This window comes from Roseisolibacter agri (assembly GCF_030159095.1).
GTDB lineage: Bacteria > Gemmatimonadota > Gemmatimonadetes > Gemmatimonadales > Gemmatimonadaceae > Roseisolibacter > Roseisolibacter agri.
Window position 1 is genome coordinate 393,870 of the sequence record NZ_BRXS01000003.1, and the last position, 21,014, is coordinate 414,883.

Consider the following 21,014-nt stretch of genomic DNA (forward strand, 5'->3'; position numbering starts at 1 on the left):
TCATCCTTGCAGATGCGGTTGCCGTTCGGGTCCGCTGCGATGACGGTCGGATCGATGGTCCACGATCTGCCGTCCGGAGCGCCCTGCAGGGCGTGACCGGAGCGCGCGCCCGGGCGTCTCCAGACGTCCCCCTCCCCTCCGACGCGCCCGTGTCCGCCCTCCTCAAGCCCGGCTACCTCGACGCGCCCCGCGCGCTGCCGTCCGCAGCCGCGGCGGCGCTCGCCGTGCTCGGGAGCGCGCTGGACGACGCGGTGTTCGGCCTCGCGGGCGATGGCCGCGTCGTCCTCGCCAACCCGGCGGCCGAGCTGCTGCTGGACCGGCCGGCGGAGGCGCTGGTGGGGCAGCCGCTGGACGCCGCGCTGCGCGGCGCCCGCTTCGGCAGCGCGGTGCTGGCGCTCAGCGAGGCGCTCGCCGCGCCGCTGCCGCCCGGCACGGGCGCCAACCGCCGCTTCACCGTCCACGACGCGCAGGGCCGCCCAGGGAGCGCGTGGCACGTCGTGCGGCTCCCCGCTCCGCTGCCGCTGCACGAGGGCACCCCCGTCGCCGCCGGCAGCCGCGCCGCGCTCGAGACGGTGGTCGTCGTGCGATCGCTGGCCGGCGCGCCGGCAGTCGGGCCGGCGGGCCCCGCGGTCTCGCGCCCCGAGGCGGAGACGCTGGCCGCCGTCGCGCGCGAGCTGGCGCAGGCGGGCGGCGACGTGACCGCGGCGCTGGAGCAGCTCTCCGTCGGCGCGCTCGCGCTGCTGGCGGTGGAGGGTGCGTGCGTCGTGCTGCTGGACGACGGGCAGGGCGTCGTCGGCGCGGCGGCGGGCACGCTGGCACCGCTGCGCGGCCACGCCACCGAGCTGATGGCGCCGCCCTCGCTGTTCGCCGAAGCGGTGACCGAGCGCCGGCTGCTGATCGTGAACGCGGCCACCCGCGACCCGCGCGTCGACCCGCGCTACGGCCACGCGTTCGGGATGCGGCAGGTGCTCGTCGCGCCGCTGCTGATCGAGGGCGAGGTGGCCGCGGTGCTGTGCGCGGTGAACACCGCGCGCGGCGCGTTCAGCGACTCCGACGGCGCGCTCGCGCAGCGCCTCGCCGACCACGGCGCGCTCGCGCTCCGCAACGCGCGCCTCGTGCGCAGTGCCGAGCGCGCGGCGCGGCACGCGCGCCTGCTGGCGGACGCCGGGCGGGCGCTGGCGCAGCACGTCACGCCGCACTCGTTCTTCCCCGCGCTCGCGCAGCTCGTGGGCGACGCGCTGGCGGTGTGCGGCTTCCGCATCCTCATGGCCGACCGCGGCACGCGGCAGGTGGACCACCTGTACGCGGGCGGCACGGGCCACGCGCTCCCCCCCCAGGATGACCCGCGCTTCTGGACCTCGCTCGGCGGGCGCGTGGTGCTCTCGGGCGCGCCCGCGTTCGCGTCGGACCTCGCGGCGGTGGGGCTGCGCCCCGAGGACGCCGAGTACGCCGGCGCCGCGGTGGCCGCGGGCGTGCGCAGCGCGGCGTTCCTGCCGCTGACGATCGACGGCGAGGTGCGGGGGCTGCTGGCGCTGCACTTCCCCGCGCCGCGCCCGTTCGAGGTCGACGAGCGCGCGCTGCTGCTGGACCTCGCGGCGCAGATCGCGGTCGCGGTGCGCAACGTCTCGCTGCTGGACGCGCTGCGCCGCGCGCACGCGCGCGCCGAGGGCGCGGCGGCGGTCGCGCGCGCGGCGCTGTTCGCGCCCGACGGCGCCGAGGGCGCGGCCGCGATCCTCGCCGCGCTGGCGCCGCTGGTGCCGTGCGATGGGCTCGCGGTGAGCGTCGCCGACGCGGAGCGTGGCGCGCTGCGCTGCCTGGGCGCGACGGGCGCGCTGGCGGCGCTGCGCGGCGTCGCGTCGCCGGACGCCCTGCCCGCGGAGCGCGAGGCCGGCGCCGACGCGCCCCTCGCGCTGGCGCAGGCGCGCCCGGCGTGGGTGGCGGCCGGCGCGGCGCCGCTGTCCGCGGTGCTCGTGCCGCTGGTGGCGCACGGCCGCGTGATCGGCGACGTGTGCGCCGTCTCGCCGCCGGGCGTCCCGCTCGGCGACGGCGCGCTGGAGACGCTGCGCTTCCTCGCGCCGACGGCGGCGCTGGCGGTCGACGTGCTGCTGCTCGACGAGCGCGCGCAGCACCAGCACGCCGAGGAGCGCCGCTGGGCCGAGCAGCTGCGACAGGCGGAGAAGCTGGCGGCGCTGGGCGAGCTGGTGGCCGGCGTGGCGCACGAGATCAACAATCCGCTCACCGGCATCTCCGCGTTCGCCGAGCTGCTGCTGGAGGACGGGCTGAGCCCCGAGCAGCGCGAGAGCGCGCGCCTCATCAAGCGCGAGGCCGACCGCGCGGTGGGCGTCGTGCGCGACCTGCTGGCGTTCTCGCGCAAGACGGAGCCCGAGCACCTGCCGCTGCAGCTCGACGCGCTGCTGGAGCACGTGCTGCGCATGCGCGGCTACGCGCTGCGCGCCGGCGGCGTGGCGCTGTCGCTCGACATCGCGCCGCAGCTGCCGCCGGTGCGCGGCGACGAGGCGAAGCTGCAGCAGGTGCTGCTCAACCTCCTGCTGAACGCCGAGTACGCGCTGCGCGACGCGACGGATCCGCGGCTCACGGTGCGCGCGCGCGTCGCCGGCCCGGCCGACGGGCTGGTGGACGAGGGCGTCGTGATCGAGGTCACCGACACCGGCGTCGGCATCCCGCCCGACGCGCTCGCGCGCATCTTCGAGCCGTTCTACACTACGAAGCCGCCCGGCGAGGGCACGGGGCTGGGGCTGAGCGTCAGCTACGGCATCGTGCAGGCGCACGGCGGCGACATCACGGTGCGCAGCGCGCCGGGCGAGGGGACGACCTTCGCCGTGGCGCTGCCGGCCGTGCCGCCCGCGCCCGCGGGCCCCGCCCTGCTCGACTTCCCGGAGGAGGCCCCGGCCTCCGCCCTTGCCGTCCGTTCGCGATGATCGACTCCTCTTCCACCGCGCCTTCCACCGCGCCGGCGCCGAACGCCGCACGCCCGCCCGACGACGCGCGTGGCGCCGTCCGCATCCTCGTCGTCGACGACGAGGAGACGATCCGCCTCGCGCTCGGCCGCTTCCTGCGCGCGCGCGCGTACGAGGTGGAGGCGGTGCCGTCCGGCGCGGCCGCGCTGGCGGCGATCACGCCGGGCCGCTTCGCGCTCATGCTGTGCGACGTGCGCATGCCGGGCGTCAACGGCGTCGAGGTCGTGGCGCAGGCGCGCGCGCTCGACCCGGAGCTCGCGGTCGTGATGCTGAGCGCCGTCAACGACGCGGCCACCGCGCGCGCGGCGTTCGTCGCCGGCGCGGTGGACTACCTGCTCAAGCCCGTCGAGCTGGCGGTGCTGCTGCAGGCCGTCGAGCAGGCGCTGCATCGCCGCGCGCTGGTGGTGAAGCAGCGCGAGATCGAGCGCGCGATCCGCGACGAGGTGGCCAGCGCCACCGAGCAGCTGGAGCGCGACCGCAACGCGCTGCACGCGGTGAGCGTGGAGGTCGCGGAGGCGCTGGTGACGGCGATGGAGGCGAAGGACCCGTTCCTGCGCGGCGCGTCGCAGCGCACGGCGGACCTCGCGTCGTCGATCGCCGTCGAGCTGCGGCTGGACGAGGACGCGACGGAGGCGGTGCGCCTCGCGGGCCGCCTGCACGACGTGGGGATGATCGGCATCCGCGAGAGCGTGCTGCACAAGCCGGGACGCCTGACGCCCGAGGAGTACGCGCACGTGCAGGAGCACGTCCGCATCGGCCTCGACATCCTGGCGCCGCTGCGCCACCTGAGCGAGACGCTGCGCTTCGTGGGCGACCACCACGAGCACTTCGACGGCAAGGGCTATCCGCGCGGGCTGGCCGGCGAGGAGATCTCGATCGGCGGTCGCATCCTCGCCGCGGCGGACGCGTTCGAGGCGATCACGTCCAAGCGCAGCTACCAGCAGCCGATGGAGCCCGCGGCGGCGGTGGCGTATCTGGAGAGCCGCGTGGGGACGCTGCTCGATCCCGCCGTCTATGCGGCGCTGCGGACCGCCGTCGCTCGCGGGCGAGCCCTCACGTTCCTCGAGTAGAGCGCGGTACTGCGGACGACGGAACGGCGGAGAACGGAACGGCGGAGGACGATGGAGCGTGAAACGGAAAGGCGGACCTTTCAGGCTCGAAGCTTCGAGCTCAGAGGGTCCGCCTCATCGTTTCACGCCCTTCCGTCCTCCGCTTCACCGTCCTCCGCCGTTCCGTCCTCCGCCTTTATCGACGCCAGTGTCGCGCCGCGGTCCAAGCGCGCGGATCGAACAGCCGCGGATCGAGGTCCACGTTCGCTTTCACATCAGCGTACTCCTCGAACAGGATCCGCCGCGTGCCGACGAACGCCTCGACCTCCGGCGCGATCCAGCCGCCCTCGAGCGGGCGGTACTTGTTGAAGCGCACGTCGAACGTCTGCGTCGTGTCGCCCGGGAAGGGCTGGAGCAGGCGCACGAACACCAGCCGCTCCCGGTCCACCCAGTACTGGTGCGAGCGCAGGTCGCCGGCGCGGCCGCCCACGACCCACACCGGGCGTCCCTGCCACGTGTCCTCGCGCACCGGCCCGTTCGGGAAGCCGAGCTCGCGCAGGATGGCCGACGTGCGCGCGGCCGGCTGCGCGTAGACGTCGAAGCCGAGCACCAGCAGCACGTTGTGGCCGGCGGCGGCGCGGCGGACGTCGCCGTTGAGCACGAGGAACTGGCTGTCGCGCGCGAACAGCTGGCCGCTGCGCAGCGTCGAGTCGGTGTCGATGCGCAGCCGCCCCGGCGCCTGCATCGCCTCGTACCACGTGCCGTGCCGCTCCGGGCCACCCGTGGGCGCGACCTGCACGGTGCGCTGCGTGAACGTCAGCGTGCGGTACCACTTGCCGTCGTAGCGCTGCCGCATCGCCTCCAGCAGCGCGTCGCCCGACGCGATGGTGGGCGCGGGCACGACGGTGGCCGTGGGCGCGCAGGCGCCGAGCGCGAGGCCGGCGGCGAGAACGAGAAGCTGGCGGGTGCGGCGAAGGCGGGGAAGCGCGACGGGCATGCGATGGGCCTCGGGACGCGGGAGTGCGGCGCGGACGCCCCCAATCTCGCGCATCGCGCGGCGGATCGCATCGGCCCGCGACTGCGGGCTGCGGGCTGCGGGCTGCGGCTGCGGATCCTGTTCTGCTCCGTGCCCTCGGCAGCCGATGTCGCACCCGACGCGCCGCAACTACTCGGGAGGGTTCGGATGCTTGGGATGAGAAGGATCAGTTGGATCCGCTCCGCGCGGCGGCAACGGCCCGTGTGCCGGTGCGGAGGAGATCCGTCTGATCGTTCTCATCCGCTTGATCCGTATCCAGACGCGCAGTTCGCGCACGCCGGGTGCGACGTGGGACGCCGAGGGGACGGAGCAGGACCCGCCGCCCGCCGCCCGATCGTCACGCCGCCGCGCGATCGTCCGCGTGCGGGATCGCGCCCATCTTCCGCAGCGCCGGCACCGCCCACGCGGTCACGCCCACCACCGCCAGCGTCAGCGCGCCGCCCAGCACCACCGACGGCGCCGCGCCGAGCAGCCGGGCCGCGACGCCGCTCTCGAACGCGCCGATCTCGTTCGACGAGCCGATGAAGATCTGGTTCACCGACGACACGCGTCCCAGCAGGTGCTCCGGCACCAGGAGCTGCAGCAGCATCGAGCGGATGTTGACGCTCACCATGTCCACGCCGCCGCTCGCCACCAGCAGCGCCACCGACAGCGCGAAGCTGCGCGACAGCCCGAAGCCGATCATCGTCAGCCCGAACGCCGCGACGACGCCGAGCAGCACCGGGCCGGTGCGCGACACGGGCGGCCGGTGCGCGAGCCAGAGCGACACGAGCACCGCGCCCGCCGCCGGCGCCGCGCGCAGCATGCCGAGCCCCTGCGGGCCGACGCGCAGGATCTCGTTGGCGAAGATCGGCAGCAGCGCGACCGCGCCGCCGAACAGCACCGAGAACAGGTCGAGCGACATCGCGCCCAGCAGCACCGGCTGGCGCCGCACGAAGGCGATCCCTTCGAGCAGGCTGCGGCCCACCGACACCGTAGCGGGCGGGCGCGGCGCGGGCGTGTGCCGCACGCGCACGAACGCCACCAGCGCGATCAGCATCAGCGCGGTGTCCAGCGCGTAGGCGAGCGGCGCGCCCGCGAGCGCGTACAGCACGCCGCCCAGCGCCGGCCCGCCGACGGCGGCCGTCTGCCAGGTCGTGCTGCGCCACGTCAGCGAGTTCGCGAGCAGCGCGCGCGGCACCAGCTCCGTGCTCAGCGCCGTGCGCGCGGGATTGAGGAAGCTGCGCGCGATGCCGCTGACGAAGATGATCGCGTAGATCAGCGCCACGTGCGTGCGCGCCGCCGGCGGCGCCAGCGACAGCGCGAGCAGCGCCGCGGAGCAGAGCGTCAGCACGACGGTGGCGCCGATGGTCAGCTTGCGCCGATCGACGCGGTCCGCCACGTGCCCCGCCCACAGCGCGAACCCGATGAACGGCAGCGCCTCGGCCAATCCGATGAGGCCCAGCGAGAGCGCGTCGTGCGTCACCGCGTACACCTGCCAGGACACCACCACGCCCTGGATCTGCGTGGCGAGGATGAGCGTCAGCAGCCCGGCGATGTAGCGGCGGAACGCGGCGACGCGGAGCGCCGCATACGGATCATGCATGGAGACGATGAAGCGGAGGACGGAACGACGGAGAACGATGAAGCGGAGGACGATGGGGCGTGCAACGCAAAGGGCGGACGCCGCCGGCTCGAAGCTCGGAGCGTCCGCCCTTCCGTTTCACGCCGTATCGTCTTCCGCCCTTCCGTCCTCCGCCGTGCCGTCCTCCGCTCTATCGGCGAAGTGCAGGGGGCAGGTCCTCGGGTCCGTCGTCCGGCGCCCCCACCAGCGACTTCGGCGTGCGGCCCAGCGCGCGCATCGCCAGCGCCCACAGCGCGCTCACGCCCGCGATGCTCCCCGAGACGCCCACCAGGAGGCTCAGCGCGTCGAGGATCCAGCTGCCGCCGATCGGCATGCCTTCGACCCGGGCGAGCAGCCGGAAGAAGCCCTTGTATGCGAGGATCCCCCACACGGCGAACGCCAGGAGCGACACCAGCACCTCGATGGTGCGGCGCTTCCAGTTCGCCGGCGCGATGGTTCGGGCCGCGCGCATGGGGGTGATGGCTGGCGCACGCAAGGTCACGTCGCCGATCATGGTGCACTCCTGGTGGTGGGCAGGGGCAGACCCCCGCGCCCAGAGTCCCGCGCGTTGCGGGACTCCGCAGAATTGCTACTACCGGACGCGGTGTGGCACAACCCTGGCCCGCCGGTGATGCTGCCGTGACAGGGCGCACACCGGCGTGCAGGATGGGAGGGACGGGTCCCGGCCGGCTTGGGGGGAGGGAGCCGCAGGACGGGCAGCGGTGAGCGCGGCCGGGACGCGAGGTGGGATGCTGGAGCGGCCGATACGCTACACGCCCGCACGCGCGCGCGCCATGGGTCGAGCGTGACGATCCTGGTGGACGCGCCCGCGCGCGGTGCTAGTGCGCGCTCGCCCCGGCCTGGAAGGTCGGCGGGCGCCGCAGCCGGGTCGCCTGCTCGAACGCGTACGCGTAGCGCAGCAGCCGCGCGTCCGACCACGCCCCCGCGAAGAACGACAGCCCCACCGGCAGCCCCGCCACGAACCCCGCCGGCACCGTCACGTGGGGGTAGCCCGCCACCGCCGACGCGGACGAGAACCCGCCGCCGAAGTGGTCGCCGTTCAGCAGGTCGATCACCCAGGCCGGCCCGCCCGTCGGCGCGACGACGACGTCCAGCCGGTGCGCCGCGAGCATCGCGTCGATCCCCTGGACCCCCGCCTGACGGCGGATGCGCGCCAGCGTCGTGCGGTACTTCGGGTCGGTGAGCGGCGTCTTGGCCTGCGCGCGCACCATCAGCTCCTGCCCGAACCAGGGCATCTCGCGCGCGCGCTCCCTCTCATTGAAGGCGATGACGTCGGCCAGCGTGCGCACGCCCGCGGTCGGGCCGCGCGCGGCCAGGTAGGCGTTCAGGTCCGCCTTGAACTCCCACAGCAGCACCTCGAACTCGCCCGCGTCGAACTTCCCGCGCGTCGGCAGCCGCACGTCGTCCACCAGCACCGCGCCGGCCGCGCGGATCGCCCGCAGCGCCTCCTCCAGCACCTCGTCCACCTGCGGGTGGAAGCCGAAGAACTCGCGCGCCACGCCCACGCGCGCGCCCTTGAGCGCGCCGGCGTCCAGCCCCTGCGCGTAGTCCGCGAGCACGTGCCGCTGCGCCGCGACCGTGGCCGCGTCGCGCGGGTCGGCGCCCCCGGACGCGAGGACACCCAGCAGGAGCGCCGCGTCGCGGACCGTGCGGGTCATCGGGCCGGCGGTGTCCTGCGAGTGCGCGATGGGGACGATCCCGCTCCGGCTCACCAGCCCGAGCGTCGGCTTGAGCCCCACGATCCCGCAGGACGACGACGGGCAGACGATCGAGCCGTCCGTCTCGGTGCCCACCGCCAGCGTCGCGAAGCTGGCCGCGATCGCCGCCCCCGACCCCGAGCTGGAGCCGCACGGCGTCCGATCGAGCGCGTACGGGTTCCGCGTCTGCCCTCCGCGGCCGCTCCAGCCGCTGGTCGAGCGCGTCGAGCGGAAGTTGGCCCACTCGCTGAGGTTCGTCTTGCCGAGGAGGACCGCGCCGGCCTCGCGCAGCCGCGTGGCGAGGAAGGCGTCGCGCGGCGCGGGGGCGCCGGCCAGCGCCAGCGAGCCGGCGGTCGTCAGCATCCGGTCGCCGGTGTCGATGTTGTCCTTCAGCAGCACCGGGATCCCGTGCAGCGGCCCGCGCACCCGCCCCGCCTTCCGCTCCGCGTCCAGCCGGTCGGCGATCTCCAGCGCCTCGGGGTTCACCTCGATCACGCTGCGCACGTCGGGCCCCGCGTGGTCCAGCGCCGCGATGCGCGTCAGGTGCGCCTCCGCGATCGCGCGCGCGGTGTGCCGGCCCGCGGCCATGTGCGCCTGGAGGTCGGCGACGGTCGCCTCCGCGAACGCGAAGTCCTGCCCGACGGGCGTGGCGGCGGTGGAGGACGGGAGCGGGGCGGCGGCGCCCAGCGGGCGTCCGGTAGCCAGCGCGGCGGCGCCCAGTGCGGCGGCGCCCAGCGCGCCCGTCCCGAGGAAGCGGCGACGATCCATGACGGTCGATGCGAGGTGGAATCGGGTCAGTCCGGGTCGCGGCGTCCGTGCACCTCCAGCGCCGCTCCGCCCAGCAAGGTGCGGCTGCGCCGGCCCGGGCGGCACTCCCGCCCACTGCCGGGGAGCGTCAGGCAGTCGCCCGGCTCGCGGCCGACGGCGCCCATCGCGAACACGTGCAGCGTGGTCCGCGCCCCGCCGACGTGCCCCACCAGCCCGGGCACCCAGGCCACCGACCGCGACCGGAACTCGCTGCCGCGTCGCACGCTCCACCCCTGGACGGTGGACCAGCCGGTGCCCCGCGCCGACACCCGGCCGACCTGCAGGTAGGGCGTCGCCTGCTCGGTGCCGACGTTCAGGCCGACGCCGCCGGCCGCGCCGCCGGTCCACGCCCGCGGCGCCTGGAGGTAGACGTCGAGCTGCGCCACCGGGAAGTAGACGGGCACGAACGCCCCGACGAAGAGCGAGGGCCGCGCGTCCGAGGCGGCGCGCCAGCCGTGGCCGACGCCCAGCCCGATGGGCGCGTTGCGGAGCCGGATGCCGCCCTCGTCCCCCTCGACGTAGGTGGGGCCGGTGGCCACGGACGCCACCGCCGACCCACGCAGCCCGGGCTCGACCTGCGGGCCGTGGAGCACCGCCGGGAAGCACCCCGCCACCAGAACAGGCGCCAGTGCCGCGACAGCGACCCCGATCCGCTCCCTCACGTCGCGCCACCCGACGTCGTCGGCACCGCCATCAGCCAGTCGTGCTGCACCTCGCGCCCCATCGTGAACGTCGCGGTCGCGATGGTCCGTGCGCCCCGCTTCCGGTAGAACGCGACCGCGCGCGGGTTCCGCTGGTAGACCGAGAACCAGAGCGCCCCCGCCCCGGCGGCTGCGGCCTCCGCTCGGGCCGCGTCGAGCAGCCGCGCCGCCACCCCGCTGCCGTGCCACGGACGGTCCACGTAGAGCCGGGCGAGCTCCGCGGTCGCCACTTCCAGGAGCGCTGTCGCTTCCTGCTCCGACGCTGGCGCGAAGTTGTCCGCCTCGCCCGGGCGCGACGCCGTGCGCACCACCGCGTACCCGGCCAGCGCCCCGCCCGACTCGGCCACCACGACCCGCAGGCGCGCGTCGGCCAGCTCGGCCCCCTGCAGCGCCGGCCCGAAGTGGTCGGCGACGTACGCCTCGACGTCGGCGGGATCGCAGGGCCCGGCCGGCGGCGCGTACGTCTCGCGGAAGGTCCGCGCGGCGAGCTCCGCCAGCGCGACCGCGTCGCCGGGGGTCGCGCGGCGCAGCGTGGCGGCGGGCGGGGTGGGGGTGATGGAGCTCACGCCGAACGGGGGCTCGGGTCCGAGTGTTGCCCTTGTGGGAGGGACCGCGGGGCGGGCGACGGCCTCGGCATGGCGCCACCCCGCTTCACCCTAGCAGGAGAGCATCGGATGATCACTCGCCGCATCGTCACCACCTTCGCCACCCTGGTCGCGCTCGCGGCGCCGGTGGCCGCGCACGCCCAGACCAAGACCGACAAGCCGGTGACGCCGGAGCAGGTGGCGAAGAACACCGAGTCCGAGTCGAAGCGCGTCGCCAACCGCACGGGCAAGACGGTCCGCAAGGCGGGCAAGCAGACCGAGAAGCAGGCGAAGCGCACCGCGAAGTCGATCAAGAAGGTGTACAGTCGCAAGGCGCGCCGCGACACCGCGGTCCTGACGCCGGGCTGGGTGCCGTCGGAGCGCCAGGTCACGTACGTCACGGGCCTCGCCTGATCGACCCGACGCGACGTCGGCAGGCTCGCTGAACGGCGACGGGGGCGCGTCCACGTGGACGCGCCCCCGTCGCCGTTCAGCGAGCCTGCCGGACCCGAACGACAAGAGCGGCAAGGATGAAAGTCTGAGAAGATCTGATAACGACGGATGGCTCCGGTGGAGTGCGAGGACCCTCGCGCCACGCGGAGCCATCCGTCGTTCTCAGATCTGGTCCGATCTTATCCTTGCATGCCGTTCGCCGTTCGGGCCCGGCGCGTTCGACTCAGCCCGTCCACGGCGCACCGCCGCCGGCCGCGCAGCGGTAGTCCAGCCCCTCCAGCCCGCCGGCGCCCTGCAGCCGCCACGCCTCGTGCCGCGCGTGCGGCGCGACGCTCAGCATCGTCCCGTCGCTGAACGCCACCAGCAGCGCGCCCTCGCGCTCGACCTCCAGCGACTCCGCCCGCCGGCCGACGAGCGTCAGCAGCGGCGCCAGCTGCTCGGGCTCCTGCGGGTCGATCCGCCGCGACACCCCGTCGGCCTGCCGCAGGTGGAAGGCGACGCCCACGCGCAGCTCCAGCGCGTCGTGCAGCGTCCAGGTCAGCAGCCGCACCGCGCCCAGCTCCACGACGAACTGCGTGACGCGATGGTCGAGCAGGGTGAGCACGTGCCGGTCGGGCGATTCGTCGAGCGAGGCGGACATGCAGCAGCGGGTACGGCGGTACGGCGTGAATCAGCGACGTCCGACGGCTCAGTCGGCGCGCGGCGGCGTCGCGCGCGGCCGCTCGTCGTCTCCGCCGCGCTCCGCCGCCTCACGCCGGTCGAGGGCGGCGGCCGCGCGCGACAGCTCGCCCGCCGCCGCCGCGATGCGCGTCCACGCGTCGCTGAGCCGCAGCAACGAGTCGCGCAGCACCAGCAGGTCCGCGGCCGCGGTGCGCGGGTCGGGCTGGAGCAGCGCGTCCACCTGGGCGGGCGTCAGCGGATCGGGAGCGGTCGACATGCGGAGAGGGGATGAGGCCGGGGAGGTCGCGCGCGTGCGCGTCTGCGAATGCGAATGCGACGCCAGCGGTCGGCACGATGCACGCCGCGCACGCCGCGCGCCAGCGCCCCGGCGCACGGCGCCGTCACCGCGCGCCCAAGACGTTGTCGCGACGGCGCTTCGCCCGCGGCGACCGCCGCCGCGCGACGCCGCGCCGCTCGCCACGCCCGCGCGGAGCGTCGCGTCGCGGCCACAGCGGACGCGGCGGCGACGCGACGCCCGCGCGGCGCTGGCGACGGTCAGCTCGCGCCGTCGTCGTCCAGCGACGCCTCGGCCAGCGGCGCGCGCGACGGCCCGTTGATGACCGAGCCGTCCGGCGCGAACCGCGATCCGTGACACGGGCAGTCCCACGTCTTCTCGGCCGAGTTCCAGTCGACGACGCACCAGAGGTGCGGGCAGATCGCGGAGCGGACCGTGAGCGTGCCGTCGTGGTCGCGGTGGACCGCGAGCTTGGTCGCGCCGCGCCGGATCACGCGTCCCTCCCCCGCCGGGACCTGCGCCACGTCGTCCACGTCGCCCGGCGTCGCCAGCTCGCGGTACTGCGCGGCGACGTTGACGTTCTCCTTCAGCCACTCGCCGGTCGCCTTCAGCGTCACGCGCGACGGATCGTACAGCGTCGCCCACGGATGGTCCTCGCCGGCGATCAGCGCGGGGAGCAGCAGCCCCGCGATCGTGCCGTGCGTCATCCCGTTCCCCGAGTCGCCGGTCGCGATCCAGAGGCGGCGGCTCCCGGGATTGCGGCCGATGAACGCGATCGCGTCCACCGGCTCGATCACCTGCCCGCTCCACCGGTGCTCGACCGCCTCGATGGGGAAGCGCTGCCGCGTCCACCGCTCCAGCGCGTCGAAGCGCGCGGGCTCGTCGTCGCCGCCCTGCCCCGTCTTGTGGTCCTCGCCGCCCACGATCAGGACGTCGGTGTCGCCGCTCCCCTGCGGATCGAGCAGGCGGACGTAGTGGTACGGCTCGGCCGTGTCCCAGTAGAGCCCCGGCGGGACCGCACCGCGCCGCACGCGCGCGCCGATGACGTACGTGCGATACGGCGCCTGCTTGGTGTGCATCGCGACGCGGTCGTTGATCGGCACGTTGGTCGCGACCACGACGTCGGCCGCGCGCACGGTGCGCCCCGCGTCGGTCGTCACGGTGCAGCGGCCGCCGTCCTCGCTCGCGTCCTCGATGCCCGACACGTGCGCGCCCATGAAGATCCGGCCGCCGTGCTTCACGACCGCGCGCGCGAGCCCCGCGATGTACCTGTGGATGTGGAACTGCGCCTGCCGCGGGAACCGCAGCGCCGGTCCGCCGAGCGGCTCCGCGAGCGGCCACTGCTCCTCGAGCGTGACGTCGGTGAGGCCCGCGCGGTGCGCCGCATCGCGCTCCTCCACCAGCGTGTCGCGCTCCTCGCCGCCGTTGCGCACCGCGGGGAACCACCAGCCGTCGAGCCGCACGAAGTCGCACGCGATGTCCTCCTCGCGCACGATGCGCTCGATCGCGTCGACGCCGGCGACGAAGCTCTCCGCGAGCAGCTGCGACGCGCGCGCGCCGTGCAGGCGCTCCACCTCGCTGTAGTAGTCGTCGAACGCCGTCGCGAGGTGCGCGGTCGTGCGCCCCGTCTCACCGCCGCCCACCGGGCCGTCGTCGAGCACGACGACCGCGCGCCCCGCGCGCGCCAGGTGGTAGGCGGTGGTGAGCCCCGCGATGCCGGCACCGACGACGCACACGTCGGTGTCGAGGTCCTCGGCGAGCGGCGGGAACGCGGGCAGCTCCGCGGTCGCGTCCCACACGGATGGACGGGCGCCTTCTTCGCTGTGCATGGTGCGGACGGTCGAGGTCGTGCGCGGACGCTGCCCATCACGGGCAACCACGCGCGCGTGCTCCACGGGCAGGCGGCGTGCCCCGGTTCCTGCGCTCGAGCTCGCGCACCACTCGCGCAACGCGCGCGGATGTTGCACCGTGGGGCGGGCCACGACGACGACCACCGCGACCACCACCGCGACCACCGACCCGAGCCATCAGGAGGAGCGCATGCAGACAGTCCAGGACGGGCAGTGCGGCCTGTGCGCCCATTTCGGCGAGCACCATCCGACCACGCAGCAGCAGGTGCAGATCCGCCGCAGCCACGAGGCCCCGGAGACGATGCTCGACGACTGCGGCCACCCGCGCCATGCGCCGCTGCACCTGAAGGTCACGCCGCTCAGCGGCTGCGACGGCTTCGAGCCCGCGCGCTGAAGCGCACGCCGAGTCGCGAGATGTGGAACGGGGGGCGCCGAGTCATCGGCGCCCCCCGTTTCGCGTGCGGTCGACGTGCATCCCCCGATCGCTCAGGGCCAGCGCCGCAGCAGGTCCTTCGCCTTGTTGCGCACCTGCTGCTTGGCCGCGTTGCCCGAGCGCCGCTTCGCCTCGGCGTACGCGGCCGCGACGATCGCCGACTCCGGCGCCTTGAGCATCACGGGCCCCAGCTTCTCGATCGCGCCCACGTGGTCGCCGTAGTCGAGGCGCTGCAGCCCCTGCGAGAAGGCGACCATGGTGCCCGCGTCGTCGATGCGGTTCTTCTGCTGCTTCGCCTCCATCTCCGCCATCGCCTCGGGCGACACGGCGATGGGCAGCCCCTTCACGAGCTCCTTCGCGAGCTTCTGCTGCAGGTCGAAGAACTTGTCCTCCTTCCCCTGCACCTTGGCGGTGCGCACGATCTCGCCGGTCTCGACGCGCACGACGCGGGTGTCGATGCGGATCTCGGGATCCCGCGCCGTGAACGCACCGGTCAGCAGGTACTCGGCGCCGAGCAGCTTGCCGGCCTTCACGGCGGTGGCGGGATCGAAGAAGCCGGACTGCTGCATCTTCTGCTCGGTCAGCACGGCCTGGAGCTTGTCGCGCTCGACGAGCTTGATCTCGGGGACGCCGGACAGGTCGGTGATGAGCATCGCGGCGACGCCGCGGCCCATCGCGTCGTAGTCGGCGCTGCCGGTGTTGTTGTCGAAGTAGAGGACGGCGACCGTCTTGGGAGCCTCGCGCGGCGTGCGGCCGGCGCCCTGCGCACCGCCCGCGACGGGCAGGGTCAGCAGGAGGGACGCGGCCGCGGCGAGGCGGCGGACGAACGACGGGGGACGCATCGGGACGACTCCAGCGAACGGACGACGGATACGGAAACGGCGACTCTGCCCGGGCGACGGGCGCCGGGGCATCCTGCAACGTGCAGGTACACCGGAACCGCCGCAATGCTGCGAATGACCCGTACGGCGCCTGCCCGGGGACGGTTCCGTCGAGCGGGCTGCGGCTGCGGGCTGGCGATCCCGTCTCGGCATCCTCGCGCCGGACCCGTCTACCCATTGGAGGGATGCGGATGCCCCGGATCGTAGCGGATCGGACGGATCGCTCCGGGTAGCGCGACGCTCCCCGCGCCGCAGCGGAGCGATCCGAGTGATCCGTTCGGATCCGGAGCATCCGCATCCTCTCCACAGGCCACAGGGTCACTACCGTGGCGCTGGCGCGGGCTGCGGCTGCGACGGCTGCTGCGGGGCCGCCGGCGTGGGCGAGGCGTGCCAGTGGGCGACCCGCCACGTGTCGCCCCCCGCGCGGCGGAAGACGACCGAGCGCCGCGCCGGCGACTGCTCGCCGAGGTGGAAGGTGAGGACGGCCGCGTCGCGTCCGAGCATCTGCACGGCGACGTCGCGGGGCACGAGCCCCTGGACCATCGGGCGGCCGGCGCGGGTGCGGGCCGCGCGCTGGCCCTCGAAGAACTGCTGGAACACCGCCTCCACCGCCGCGCGGCCGTCGGCGCGCCGGGGCACCTGCGCGAACGGGAAGAACATCGTGACGTCGTCGGCGAAGTAGCCGCGGAAGCGGTCCCACTGCAGCGAGTCGAAGGCGGCGACGAAGCCCAGGGCGGCGCGGTGGGCGCTTGCCGAGTCGGCGGGCGAGGGGGCGGCCGAGACGGCGGCCCGGGGTGCGCGGGCGGCGCAGGCGGCGAGCGCCACGGCGGACGCCAGGGCGAGGAGGGCGCGACGGGAGGACATGCGACGGGAGGCGGCGGGAGGGGTGGGGCGGCGACATCCGTTTCGTCGCGCGCGTGGGCCGTACGGCGGCCGCGTGCCGGCGTTTCGCGGGCGCGGGTCCCGAGCCGGCCCGCCGCCCCGTTTGACCGTTCGTTGACCAGTCGGCCGGCTTGCCGCGGGGCGCGCAACTCTACATAGGTAGAGAACGATGCCCCGACTCACCCGACCCACCGCGCTCGTCCTCCTCGCGCTCGCGCGCGGCCTCCGCCACGGCTTCGACGTCCTCGACGCGACGGGGCTGGAGAGCGGCACCGTCTACCCGATCCTGCGGCGGCTCGAGGACGCGGGGCTCGTGCGCTCGCACTGGGAGCCGGTGACCGAGTCCCGCGACGCCGGCCGCCCGCCGCGCCGCTACTACGAGCTCACCGGCGCCGGCGCCGAGGCGGTGCGCGAGGCGCGGCGGCGCCATCCGGACGCCGTCGAAGTGTTCGCGCCGAAGGGCGCTCCCGGCGGCACGCCGCACCCCGCATGAGCGCCCCCGAATCCTCGCCGCCGGCGCCGCCCGGTCTCTCGATCGTGCGCGCCCTCGCCCCGCTCGTCCCGCGGCCGCGCCGCGACGAGTGGATCGCCGAATGGCACGGCGAGCTGGCGTGGGCGGCGCAGCTGGCCGCGCGGCGCGGCGACGCGTCCGGCGCCACCGCGGTCCGGCTGGTCTGGCGCGCGCTCGGCGCGCTCACCGACGCGCTCTGGCTGCGTCGCCACCATGGAGGACACGACGTGATCGGACAGGACGTGCGGTACGCCGCGCGCGCGCTGCGGCGCCGCCCCGGCTTCGTGGCCGTCGTCGTGCTGACGCTGGCCCTCGGCATCGGCGCCACGACGGCGCTCTTCTCGGTCGTCAACGGCGTGCTGCTGCGCCCCCTCCACTTCCCCGAGGCCGAGCGGCTGGTGGAGGTGCGCGGCGAGCCCACCGACGGTGACGTCGAGCGCGTCGGTCCGCAGGCGTCGTTCCCCGACTTCGTGGACATGCGCGAGCAGGCGACGCGCTTCGCGCACCTCGCCGCGTTCCGCACCTGGACGGTGACGCACACCGCCGCGGGCAGCGAGCCCGCGCGCCTGGACGTGCTGTACGCGACCGCGAGCTTCTTCCCGACGATGGGCGTGCGGCCGCTGCTGGGACGCGCGCTGCTCCCGTCCGACGAGCAGCCCGGCGCCGCGCCGGTCACGGTGCTCGGCCACGCGCTGTGGCAGCAGCGCTTCGCGGGCGACCCGGGCGTGATCGGCCGCGCGCTGACGCTCGACGGCGTGCCGACGACGATCGTCGGCGTGCTGCCGCCCGACGCGAACCTCGACCGCGCCGACGCGCAGCTCTGGCAGCCCATCGTTCCCGGGCCCATGGAGCGCGTGCGCGGCGCGCACCGCTACTCGGTGATCGGCCGCCTGCGCCCCGACGCGACGCCCGCGCAGGCGCGGACCGAGCTGCGCGCGATCGCGCGCCGGCTCGAGATCGCGTATCCGCGCGACAACGCGAAGCGCAGCGCGACCGTGCGCCCGCTGCACGAGAGCGTGGTCGGCGACGCGCGCCCCGCGCTGCTGATGCTGTTCGGCGCCGTGTCGCTGGTGCTGCTGGTGGGCTGCGCGAACCTCGCGAGCCTCTTCCTCGCGCGCGGCGCGACGCGCGAGCGCGAGATGGCCGTGCGCACCGCGCTCGGCGCGCCGCGCGGGCGGCTGCTGCGGCAGTGGATGACGGAGAGCCTGCTGCTGACGCTCACCGGCGGGCTCGCGGGCCTCGCGGTGGCGTGGCTCGGCACGCGCGCGCTGCTGGCGTTCGTGCCGCGCTCCATCCCACGCGCGGCGGAGGTGGCGCTCGACCTGCCGGTGCTCGCGTTCCTGCTGGTGGTGAGCGTGCTCGCGGGCCTCGTGTTCGGCGCGCTGCCCGCGTTGCAGCTGCGGCCTGGCACCGGCACATCGGGCGCGCTGCACGGCACGTCGCGCACGGCGACGGCGGGCCGCTCGCGCGCGCGGCTGCGCCAGTCGCTGGTGGTGGCCGAGATGACGCTGGCGACGGTGCTGGTGGTGGGCGCGGCGCTGCTGCTCAAGAGCTTCTGGCAGCTGCACTCGACCGCGCTCACGGTGCGGCCCGAGGGGGTAGTGGTGACGCGGGTGCAGCTGCCCGCCACGCGCTACGATTCGGCGGCGAAGGTCACGCGCTTCTACGAGCGCTTGCGCGACGAGGTGGCCGCGCTGCCGGGCGTGCGCGGCGCGGCGGTCGCGTACGAGCATCCGCTGGGCGAGGGGTGGACGTCGAGCTACGCGATCGTCGGCGAGCCGACGCCATCGGAGGGCGATCGCCCGGAGGCGCGCGTGCGGCCGGTGACGCCGGGCTACTTCAAGACGGTGGGCCTCGCGCTGCGCGCGGGCCGCGACATCAGCGCCGACGACCGCATGGACACGCCCGGCGTGGTGGTGGTGAACGAGGCGTTCGTGCGGCGCCACTTCGCGGGCGGCAATCCGATCGGCCGCGTGATCGACCGGCAGGCGCCGTGGTGGCCGGGCCAGCCGACGCAGTTCCGCATCGTCGGCGTCGTCGCGGACGAGCCGTTCCTCGGCGTGGGCACGGCGGCCGATCCGGCCACGTACTACCCGCACGCGCAGTTCCCGATGGGCGACATGTGGCTGGTGGTGCGCGCCGACCGCGACGCGGCCGCGCTGTCGCCGCTGCTGCGCGAGCGCATCTGGCGGCTGGACGGCGCGCTCCCGGTGGAGCAGGCCACCGCGCTGCCGACGCTCCTCGGGCGCACGCTGGCCGAGCCGCGCTTCAACGCGTCGCTGCTGGCGCTGTTCGCGGGCGCGGCGCTGCTGCTGGCGGCCGTGGGGATCTACGGCGTGCTCGCGTACACGGTCGCGCAGCGCACGCGCGAGATCGGCGTGCGGCTGGCGCTCGGCGCGGCGCGCGCGCACGTGGTGCGACAGGTGGTGGGCCAGGGCCTGCGCGTCGCCGCCGCGGGCGTCGTGCTCGGGACGCTCGGCGCGCTCGCGCTGGGGCGCGTGCTCGGCGCGCTGCTGCAGGGCGTGAGCGGGCACGATCCGCTCGTGCTCGTGTCGGTCGTGGCGGTGCTGACGCTGGTCGCGACGGGCGCGGCGTGGCTCCCCGCACGACGCGCGAGCCGGATCGCGCCGAGCGTGGCGTTGCGGCAGGAATGACGCTGCGTGCTGCGTGTACGGCCACTCGTGATGCCTCGGCGCGTCGAACCTGTTGGCCTCTTGGAGGGATGCGGATGCTCCGGATCGGAACGGATCGAACGGATCGCGCCGCCCCGGCGCACGGGACGTCGCCGCCACGTGGGACGATCCGAAGGATCCGCTCTCATCCGGAGCATCCGCATCCCCCAATAGTCCAGGGGTCCGGCGCGCCAACGCATCCCGAGGCCGTGCACGCAGCACGCAGCAGCCTACGGCTTCGCCTTCGGCGCCCGCGTGAAGATCTTGTTGACGATCTTCCACTCGCCGCCCGTCTTGAGCAGCGCCATGTAGTCCGTCAGCACCGCGTCCGGGTAATCGAGCTCGATCTTCGCGACGGCCGCGTCGCCCGTGCGGTCGATGGCGAGGATGCGGCGGCGGCGCTGCGCCTCGTCGGGCGCGGGCTTGCCGGGCGCGCCGGCGATGTAGTCCGCACCCGTGCGCGTCGCGACCGTGTCGCCGCGCACGAAGTACAGGTTCGCGACCTTGTGGAACGCCGCGCGGTGGTGCGCGCCGTCGCCGGTGGCGTGGCCGGCCAGGTAGTGCTCCAGCGCGACGCGGATCGCCGCGTCCTCCGGATCCTTGCTGGACGACGGGGCCTGCGCGGCGAGCGGCGCGGCCGCCGCGACGACGGCGAGCGAGAGCGCGAGACGACGGATCATCGGGGAGCTCCGGTGGAGTGGATGCCCCATCGTACGACCGTCCCGCACCGCCGGCGCCGGCGCGCGACGGTCGCTGACCGATCCTTGACGCCCTCACCACGTGGCCGCGATGCCGGAGCCGCCCGCGGTCAGCGCTCCGCCGACCAGTCGGTGAGCGCCGCCACCACCAGCGTGAGCGCGGTGAGCCCGAAGCACAGGTTGCGCGCCGCGCGATGCTCCGAGAAGCCCAGCACCCACGGCATCGCCGGGAGCACCGCGGCGATCGCCAGCTCGGCCGCGCCGTGTGCCTTGAACGGCACCATCCGCCGCACGCTCAACGGGTAGTCCGTCACCGACGACAGCCCGGTGTACCCGGCCGCCAGCGACTCGAACAGCCGGCGCGCCGGCCGCGGCATGTCGAACAGCGGCGGCGCGGCGGCCACGGCGGCCGAGGTGGTGTAGTCGAGGACGCCGTGCAGGCGGGGCGAGATCGGATGCTGCATCGTTGCTCCTGGAAGTGGGGAGCGGGCTGCCAATGCCGGCCGCGTTCCACCGCCGCCGCGGACGGCCGCACGTTCGCGCCGTTCGCGGGTAGCAGCGCGGGTCCCTCCCCCTCTCGCACCCCCACGCCCATGCTCGACCGATTCCTGCACTGGCTCGGCGGCGTGCAGCCCGAGCCCGCGACCGAGCGCTACGAGGTGCGCGGCATCGCGGTCGACGTCGAGAACACGCGGCCCGACATCGCGACCGTCGACGTGCTCGAACGGCTGGACGAGGCGCTGGCGCTGATCGAGACGTACCAGCCGTGGCGGCTCGCGCACCTGCGCCGCGACCTCGCGCGCATCCGCGTCGCGCGCTTCGCCTGCCGCGGCGCGTTCTTCGCCGACGACCGCACCTGCCTCACCGAGCTGACCTTCCTCGCGCGGCGCGACATCACCGCCGCGCCGGTCGCCTCGTCCATCCTGCACGAGGGGATGCACGCGCGCGTGCACGCGATGGGCGTGCGGCGCGACGCCGTCGGCCTCGCGCGCGAGGAGCGGCTCTGCCGCCGCGTGGAGCTGGAGTTCGGCCAGGCGCTGCCGCCCGCCCTGGGGGCGCCCGTGGTGGAGCGCGCGCTCGCGACGCTGCAGATGGCGGACGCGGACGTCGCGCCGGCGATCGACTGGAACGTGGCGGCTTCGCGCATCGACGCGGTGGATCGCGCGTCTGGCTGAGCCGACCGGCGGGCCGTACATTCGGTCC

General features: G+C 75.1%; 20 protein-coding genes. 7 read left to right on the forward strand and 13 right to left on the reverse strand.

The features are described from left to right. Positions 1-149: 149 nt before the first annotated feature. Both rosag_RS10330 and rosag_RS10335 read left to right on the forward strand, forming a co-directional pair. A complete protein-coding gene (locus rosag_RS10330; RefSeq protein WP_284350032.1) occupies positions 150-2,939 on the forward strand; it encodes an ATP-binding protein in 2,790 nt (929 codons plus the stop codon). Then, positions 2,936-4,048 (forward strand): HD domain-containing phosphohydrolase, encoded by a 1,113-nt coding sequence (locus rosag_RS10335; RefSeq protein ID WP_284350033.1) that lies wholly within the window; start codon positions 2,936-2,938, stop codon positions 4,046-4,048. The genes rosag_RS10330 and rosag_RS10335 overlap by 4 nt, the downstream gene beginning before the upstream one ends. Positions 4,049-4,223: 175 nt before the next feature. On the opposite strand, the gene rosag_RS10340 is transcribed toward rosag_RS10335, so the two are convergent. From rosag_RS10340 to rosag_RS10365, 6 genes are all read right to left on the reverse strand, one after another. Continuing rightward, positions 4,224-5,024, reverse strand: a complete 801-nt coding sequence (locus tag rosag_RS10340; protein ID WP_284350034.1) for a LolA-like protein — start codon at positions 5,022-5,024, stop codon at positions 4,224-4,226. Between the two features lie 376 nt (positions 5,025-5,400). Further along, positions 5,401-6,648, reverse strand: coding sequence for an MFS transporter (locus rosag_RS10345; RefSeq protein ID WP_284350035.1), 1,248 nt, complete (start codon positions 6,646-6,648; stop codon positions 5,401-5,403). Between the two features lie 169 nt (positions 6,649-6,817). Then, a complete protein-coding gene (locus tag rosag_RS10350) occupies positions 6,818-7,138 on the reverse strand; it encodes a hypothetical protein (protein WP_284350036.1) in 321 nt (106 codons plus the stop codon). A 367-nt stretch (positions 7,139-7,505) separates the two neighbouring features. Further along, positions 7,506-9,152 (reverse strand): amidase, encoded by a 1,647-nt coding sequence (locus rosag_RS10355; RefSeq protein WP_284350038.1) that lies wholly within the window; start codon positions 9,150-9,152, stop codon positions 7,506-7,508. 26 nt (positions 9,153-9,178) lie between these two features. Continuing rightward, a complete protein-coding gene (locus rosag_RS10360) occupies positions 9,179-9,730 on the reverse strand; it encodes a hypothetical protein (protein WP_284350039.1) in 552 nt (183 codons plus the stop codon). A 119-nt stretch (positions 9,731-9,849) separates the two neighbouring features. Next, entirely contained in the window at positions 9,850-10,458 is a 609-nt protein-coding gene (locus rosag_RS10365; RefSeq protein WP_284350040.1) for a GNAT family N-acetyltransferase, read from the reverse strand. 108 nt (positions 10,459-10,566) lie between these two features. On the opposite strand from rosag_RS10365, the gene rosag_RS10370 reads away from it, so the two are divergent. Further along, positions 10,567-10,890 (forward strand): hypothetical protein, encoded by a 324-nt coding sequence (locus rosag_RS10370; protein WP_284350041.1) that lies wholly within the window; start codon positions 10,567-10,569, stop codon positions 10,888-10,890. Positions 10,891-11,152: 262 nt separating this feature from the next. On the opposite strand, the gene rosag_RS10375 is transcribed toward rosag_RS10370, so the two are convergent. From rosag_RS10375 to rosag_RS10385, 3 genes are all read right to left on the reverse strand, one after another. Beyond that, on the reverse strand, positions 11,153-11,569 hold the full coding sequence (locus rosag_RS10375; protein ID WP_284350043.1) for a DUF6188 family protein: 417 nt from the start codon (positions 11,567-11,569) through the stop codon (positions 11,153-11,155). A gap of 48 nt (positions 11,570-11,617) precedes the next feature. Further along, positions 11,618-11,866: a hypothetical protein gene (locus rosag_RS10380; RefSeq protein WP_284350044.1), complete on the reverse strand. Its 249-nt coding sequence runs from the start codon at positions 11,864-11,866 to the stop codon at positions 11,618-11,620. A gap of 278 nt (positions 11,867-12,144) precedes the next feature. Beyond that, positions 12,145-13,713 (reverse strand): FAD-dependent oxidoreductase, encoded by a 1,569-nt coding sequence (locus rosag_RS10385; RefSeq protein ID WP_284350045.1) that lies wholly within the window; start codon positions 13,711-13,713, stop codon positions 12,145-12,147. 211 nt (positions 13,714-13,924) lie between these two features. On the opposite strand from rosag_RS10385, the gene rosag_RS10390 reads away from it, so the two are divergent. Then, positions 13,925-14,128 carry a hypothetical protein gene (locus rosag_RS10390; RefSeq protein ID WP_284350046.1) on the forward strand — a complete coding sequence of 68 codons (204 nt, stop codon included), beginning with the start codon at positions 13,925-13,927 and terminating at the stop codon, positions 14,126-14,128. Positions 14,129-14,220: 92 nt separating this feature from the next. Here the strand turns inward: rosag_RS10390 and rosag_RS10395 are convergent, their stop codons facing one another. After that, positions 14,221-15,009, reverse strand: a complete 789-nt coding sequence (locus tag rosag_RS10395) for a CsgG/HfaB family protein (protein WP_284350047.1) — start codon at positions 15,007-15,009, stop codon at positions 14,221-14,223. Between the two features lie 360 nt (positions 15,010-15,369). Further along, complete coding sequence (locus rosag_RS10400) at positions 15,370-15,912, reverse strand: YybH family protein (protein ID WP_284350048.1); 543 nt, start codon at positions 15,910-15,912, stop codon at positions 15,370-15,372. Positions 15,913-16,099: 187 nt separating this feature from the next. Here rosag_RS10400 and rosag_RS10405 point away from each other — a divergent pair, with 187 nt between their 5' ends. Then, positions 16,100-16,423 (forward strand): PadR family transcriptional regulator, encoded by a 324-nt coding sequence (locus rosag_RS10405; RefSeq protein ID WP_284350049.1) that lies wholly within the window; start codon positions 16,100-16,102, stop codon positions 16,421-16,423. Continuing rightward, complete coding sequence (locus rosag_RS10410; RefSeq protein ID WP_284350050.1) at positions 16,420-19,095, forward strand: ABC transporter permease; 2,676 nt, start codon at positions 16,420-16,422, stop codon at positions 19,093-19,095. Before rosag_RS10405 ends, rosag_RS10410 begins: the two co-directional genes overlap by 4 nt. A gap of 248 nt (positions 19,096-19,343) precedes the next feature. On the opposite strand, the gene rosag_RS10415 is transcribed toward rosag_RS10410, so the two are convergent. Both rosag_RS10415 and rosag_RS10420 read right to left on the reverse strand, forming a co-directional pair. After that, the gene (locus rosag_RS10415) at positions 19,344-19,793 is read right to left on the reverse strand and encodes a nuclear transport factor 2 family protein (RefSeq protein WP_284350051.1); all 450 of its coding nucleotides are present in this window, start codon (positions 19,791-19,793) and stop codon (positions 19,344-19,346) included. Between the two features lie 128 nt (positions 19,794-19,921). Continuing rightward, positions 19,922-20,275 carry a hypothetical protein gene (locus tag rosag_RS10420; protein WP_284350052.1) on the reverse strand — a complete coding sequence of 118 codons (354 nt, stop codon included), beginning with the start codon at positions 20,273-20,275 and terminating at the stop codon, positions 19,922-19,924. A gap of 129 nt (positions 20,276-20,404) precedes the next feature. On the opposite strand from rosag_RS10420, the gene rosag_RS10425 reads away from it, so the two are divergent. Continuing rightward, positions 20,405-20,986 carry a hypothetical protein gene (locus rosag_RS10425; protein WP_284350053.1) on the forward strand — a complete coding sequence of 194 codons (582 nt, stop codon included), beginning with the start codon at positions 20,405-20,407 and terminating at the stop codon, positions 20,984-20,986. Positions 20,987-21,014: the final 28 nt, after the last annotated feature.

Coding starts and splice junctions, on each gene's coding strand:
- rosag_RS10345 (WP_284350035.1), bottom strand. CDS start 6,648: ATGCATGATCCGTATGCGGCGCTCCGCGTCGCCGCGTTCCGCCGCTAC.
- rosag_RS10355 (WP_284350038.1), bottom strand. CDS start 9,152: ATGGATCGTCGCCGCTTCCTCGGGACGGGCGCGCTGGGCGCCGCCGCA.
- rosag_RS10350 (WP_284350036.1), bottom strand. CDS start 7,138: ATGCGCGCGGCCCGAACCATCGCGCCGGCGAACTGGAAGCGCCGCACC.
- rosag_RS10390 (WP_284350046.1), top strand. CDS start 13,925: ATGCAGACAGTCCAGGACGGGCAGTGCGGCCTGTGCGCCCATTTCGGC.
- rosag_RS10335 (WP_284350033.1), top strand. CDS start 2,936: ATGATCGACTCCTCTTCCACCGCGCCTTCCACCGCGCCGGCGCCGAAC.
- rosag_RS10400 (WP_284350048.1), bottom strand. CDS start 15,912: ATGTCCTCCCGTCGCGCCCTCCTCGCCCTGGCGTCCGCCGTGGCGCTC.
- rosag_RS10380 (WP_284350044.1), bottom strand. CDS start 11,866: ATGTCGACCGCTCCCGATCCGCTGACGCCCGCCCAGGTGGACGCGCTG.
- rosag_RS10425 (WP_284350053.1), top strand. CDS start 20,405: ATGCTCGACCGATTCCTGCACTGGCTCGGCGGCGTGCAGCCCGAGCCC.
- rosag_RS10370 (WP_284350041.1), top strand. CDS start 10,567: ATGATCACTCGCCGCATCGTCACCACCTTCGCCACCCTGGTCGCGCTC.
- rosag_RS10375 (WP_284350043.1), bottom strand. CDS start 11,569: ATGTCCGCCTCGCTCGACGAATCGCCCGACCGGCACGTGCTCACCCTG.
- rosag_RS10405 (WP_284350049.1), top strand. CDS start 16,100: ATGCCCCGACTCACCCGACCCACCGCGCTCGTCCTCCTCGCGCTCGCG.
- rosag_RS10415 (WP_284350051.1), bottom strand. CDS start 19,793: ATGATCCGTCGTCTCGCGCTCTCGCTCGCCGTCGTCGCGGCGGCCGCG.
- rosag_RS10385 (WP_284350045.1), bottom strand. CDS start 13,713: ATGCACAGCGAAGAAGGCGCCCGTCCATCCGTGTGGGACGCGACCGCG.
- rosag_RS10340 (WP_284350034.1), bottom strand. CDS start 5,024: ATGCCCGTCGCGCTTCCCCGCCTTCGCCGCACCCGCCAGCTTCTCGTT.
- rosag_RS10395 (WP_284350047.1), bottom strand. CDS start 15,009: ATGCGTCCCCCGTCGTTCGTCCGCCGCCTCGCCGCGGCCGCGTCCCTC.
- rosag_RS10410 (WP_284350050.1), top strand. CDS start 16,420: ATGAGCGCCCCCGAATCCTCGCCGCCGGCGCCGCCCGGTCTCTCGATC.
- rosag_RS10420 (WP_284350052.1), bottom strand. CDS start 20,275: ATGCAGCATCCGATCTCGCCCCGCCTGCACGGCGTCCTCGACTACACC.